This window comes from Candidatus Cloacimonadota bacterium (assembly GCA_034661015.1).
In the GTDB taxonomy this organism is placed as follows: domain Bacteria; phylum Cloacimonadota; class Cloacimonadia; order JGIOTU-2; family JGIOTU-2; genus JAYEKN01.
Genome location: JAYEKN010000130.1, coordinates 1 through 2,938, shown reverse-complemented (window position 1 = coordinate 2,938; position 2,938 = coordinate 1). Strand labels below are relative to the sequence as shown.

The following is a 2,938-nucleotide window of genomic DNA, read 5'->3' as shown; positions in this document are numbered from 1 at the left end:
AACCACAGGTTACTGCTTTTCGGTTTTCTCATTTTTCTCTTTCCCATTCTCCGTTTTTAAATGTGTTGATAAAAATTTTATATTTTTCCTCTTCATCCTCATTTCTTGACCACCGTTTTACTTCGTTAAAATTTATCTCATTAAATTTTGCTACCAAGAGAGCCTGTTCAAAACATTGCATATCATTCCAAAAATAATAGGCACTCAAACGATCCTTCACGCATTCGGTTGGAGAGATAATTTTCAAATCTCCGGTATCTGTATGGAGTGTAATAATATCTTTAATTGGCTCTTCTCCCACAGACAGGGGACCTGCTGGAAATTCAACAATTAAATCTGTATCCTTATGTTTAAAATAACGATTCTCTTCATAAAAATTGATTTTAGACAGACATTCAATCAAATCAGTTCGCTTTATGTAATAATCTTCAATAAAATCCAAATCCATTGAAACATATCTATTTTCCGAATAAATACTAACGCAACTACCTCCGGTCAGGGTTACTTCTATTCCGCATTTTTTTAAATGCGTGGAAACAAAAGCACCTAATTCTTTTACATCCATCTCAGCAATTTTTTTCATAACGGTTTATTGCTCTTACGAGGACGACGTCGGTTGTAAAGTAATTTTTTTTTCAAATCCTGTGGATAAAATTGTAATGCTTTTTCCAGCAAATTTTTTAACTCCTGTAAAAATGGATAACGTGGATTTAATTTGTAGATCTTGGTTCTACCTTGTGACTGAGCAAATACCACACTACCGGATTCAAGATTTTTCAGTTGATTGATAATTGGTGTAAGGGCAATATCGTAAAATGCCGCCATCTCTCGTGCATATCCTTGTTCACGGCAAAAAATAAACATCAGTATTCTTTCCTTATAGATCGAACCGAATAAACCCTCTAACATACGGTCTTCCTTTTTAGTTCATATAAACTATTTTTGGGTTCATTGATATTTACTTGCGATTTTGTTGTAAAGCTTTTCCACAATTTCATAATATTTTTTAAGATTTGAAATGACAATTTTTTCAAATATCTGATTTTCCAAACATTGCTTCGCAGTTTTCAAGCCAAGTCCTGCTGTTCTTTTACGAGTCGGCACGGACCATTCCGTGCCGAATGTCCGGACTTACCCCGAAGCGACCCTGTTAAATAAAAAAATAAATTTAACGGGTTAAAAAGCGTAAGGTGAGAACAGACAAATTTCGGCACATTCGTCGCAGTTCTCGGCTCAAAGCAAAAAAACGCTTTCGAGCCAAGTCCTGCTGTCCGGACTTACCTTGAGGACAGACAATTTGTGAACACTAATAGATTTTATTTTGGGGGAATAATCCAATTCAGATCTTGTTGTCTCCAAAATTTATTTTCAAAATTTTCCAGAACAGGTTCTATAAATTTTTTTATTAAACTCATACAATCTTGAAAAGACAAATCATCGTCAATTCTCATTTTTCTTATAAAAGCTTCCCATTGCCTCTTTTTTGTTACATTATTAATAAAATTCTCCGAATAAATCTCTAACCTACTTGATAACTTAGTTTGGCGATTATTAAATGTTGTTTTTATTGCCTCTCTTAAAATTTGTAATTCAAAATCTTGATGACTTGCTAAATGGTAAATATCAAAGAAATCTTTCATTCTACTGGTTGTAAATCCCAAATTAACTATTGCTTCAAATTTTTCCGCAATAGCAGATTCGGGACTATACGCGATTAATTTCGGGACTGGCATATCCATAAGAAAAACAGGGAAATCAAGCATAACAGGATTTGGAACTACTTTATCACCGAAGCCAATATCAATATGAAATCGCATTTTTGCCTGCCCCAGATAAGCCAAACAATGAATTCTCGTTCCCGGATAGATCTCATCTTCTTTTATTATTTCCGAAGTTAGGCTTTTCGGATCAAACTCGACTCCATCATTAACTTTTATTTTAACAATTTGGCTCATCCGAGATAGTAAATTTTCTTCATTATTGGCTGTTTCTATTCCAAGAAAATCAATGTCCTTTGTTGGACGAGAACCGGGAATTTTATAAACAAGAAATAAAAGTGCGCCTTTTAAGATAAATTTATTTTTATATGGAGAAATTGATAATCGATACAGCAATCTCTCCTGGAAATACTGCAATAAAACCGCATTAAAATTGCGACTATTATCTTTTGCAATTTTTAATAATCTTGTTCTTACTGAAGCCGACATATTTTTTATATTTTTGCTCATTCTATTACCATAGCTTTCATGTAAGGATGCATTATCGTTTTTACTTTGGCTTTGATGGCATAATTCCAGAGTTTATTTATATCACGATCTTTCCTTTTAAGATAATTCTTTAATCCTTCGAGAGCCAGATCCTCGCCCAGTTTGTTACGATAACGGAACATATCACAGATGGTCTTTTCAGCACTGTATATCTTGAAAGAACCAATTTCTGTTTCCACTTCTTCAATTCCTAGTTCATAAAATCTTTTGCGAAAGTAAAAAACTTGCACAGGAGGATAGTCAATTTTGGTTCTTTTGTCAGAATTTGGGATAGCGACATAAACAATTTCAGGATTAATTGTCGAAAGCTCGTGGTATTCCAGAGCAGAAATGAGACAAATTATACCATTTTTAAGAGATTTACAAACATCAATAAAACTTATAGGATAATCGCCCTCGCTATACATATCAGTTAGTCTGTAAAGACCCGGCTTGATCTTTTGAATTTTTCCATTATCTATAAGTTTCCGGATCTTTCTTGTGTGAAAGCCGGAATGCTTTAGCTGCTCCATTCGGGCATAACCTTTGTGCTGTTTAAAAAACTCAATAATTTCTTTCATTGTTCATTTCCTCTGTCAGTATATTTTATTGACAGAGAAATAGAACCGTTTGTTTTCTGTCAAATATCTCTTTTCCAAACATCTTTTGCTTTGTTAAATTTATCTTATCGG

At 33.6% G+C, this 2,938-nt stretch carries 4 protein-coding genes; all 4 read right to left on the bottom strand.

Features of this window, described 5'->3' with window-relative positions; all coding sequences use genetic code 11:
- Positions 1-28 precede the first annotated feature (28 nt).
- A complete protein-coding gene (locus U9P79_05215) occupies positions 29-583 on the bottom strand; it encodes a hypothetical protein (GenBank protein ID MEA2104028.1) in 555 nt (184 codons plus the stop codon).
- Positions 580-909 carry a winged helix-turn-helix domain-containing protein gene (locus U9P79_05210; protein MEA2104027.1) on the bottom strand — a complete coding sequence of 110 codons (330 nt, stop codon included), beginning with the start codon at positions 907-909 and terminating at the stop codon, positions 580-582. The genes U9P79_05215 and U9P79_05210 overlap by 4 nt, the downstream gene beginning before the upstream one ends.
- A gap of 407 nt (positions 910-1,316) precedes the next feature.
- On the bottom strand, positions 1,317-2,228 hold the full coding sequence (locus U9P79_05205) for a nucleotidyl transferase AbiEii/AbiGii toxin family protein (protein ID MEA2104026.1): 912 nt from the start codon (positions 2,226-2,228) through the stop codon (positions 1,317-1,319).
- Positions 2,225-2,827 (bottom strand): type IV toxin-antitoxin system AbiEi family antitoxin domain-containing protein, encoded by a 603-nt coding sequence (locus U9P79_05200; protein MEA2104025.1) that lies wholly within the window; start codon positions 2,825-2,827, stop codon positions 2,225-2,227. The genes U9P79_05205 and U9P79_05200 overlap by 4 nt, the downstream gene beginning before the upstream one ends.
- Between the last annotated feature and the right edge of the window lie 111 nt (positions 2,828-2,938).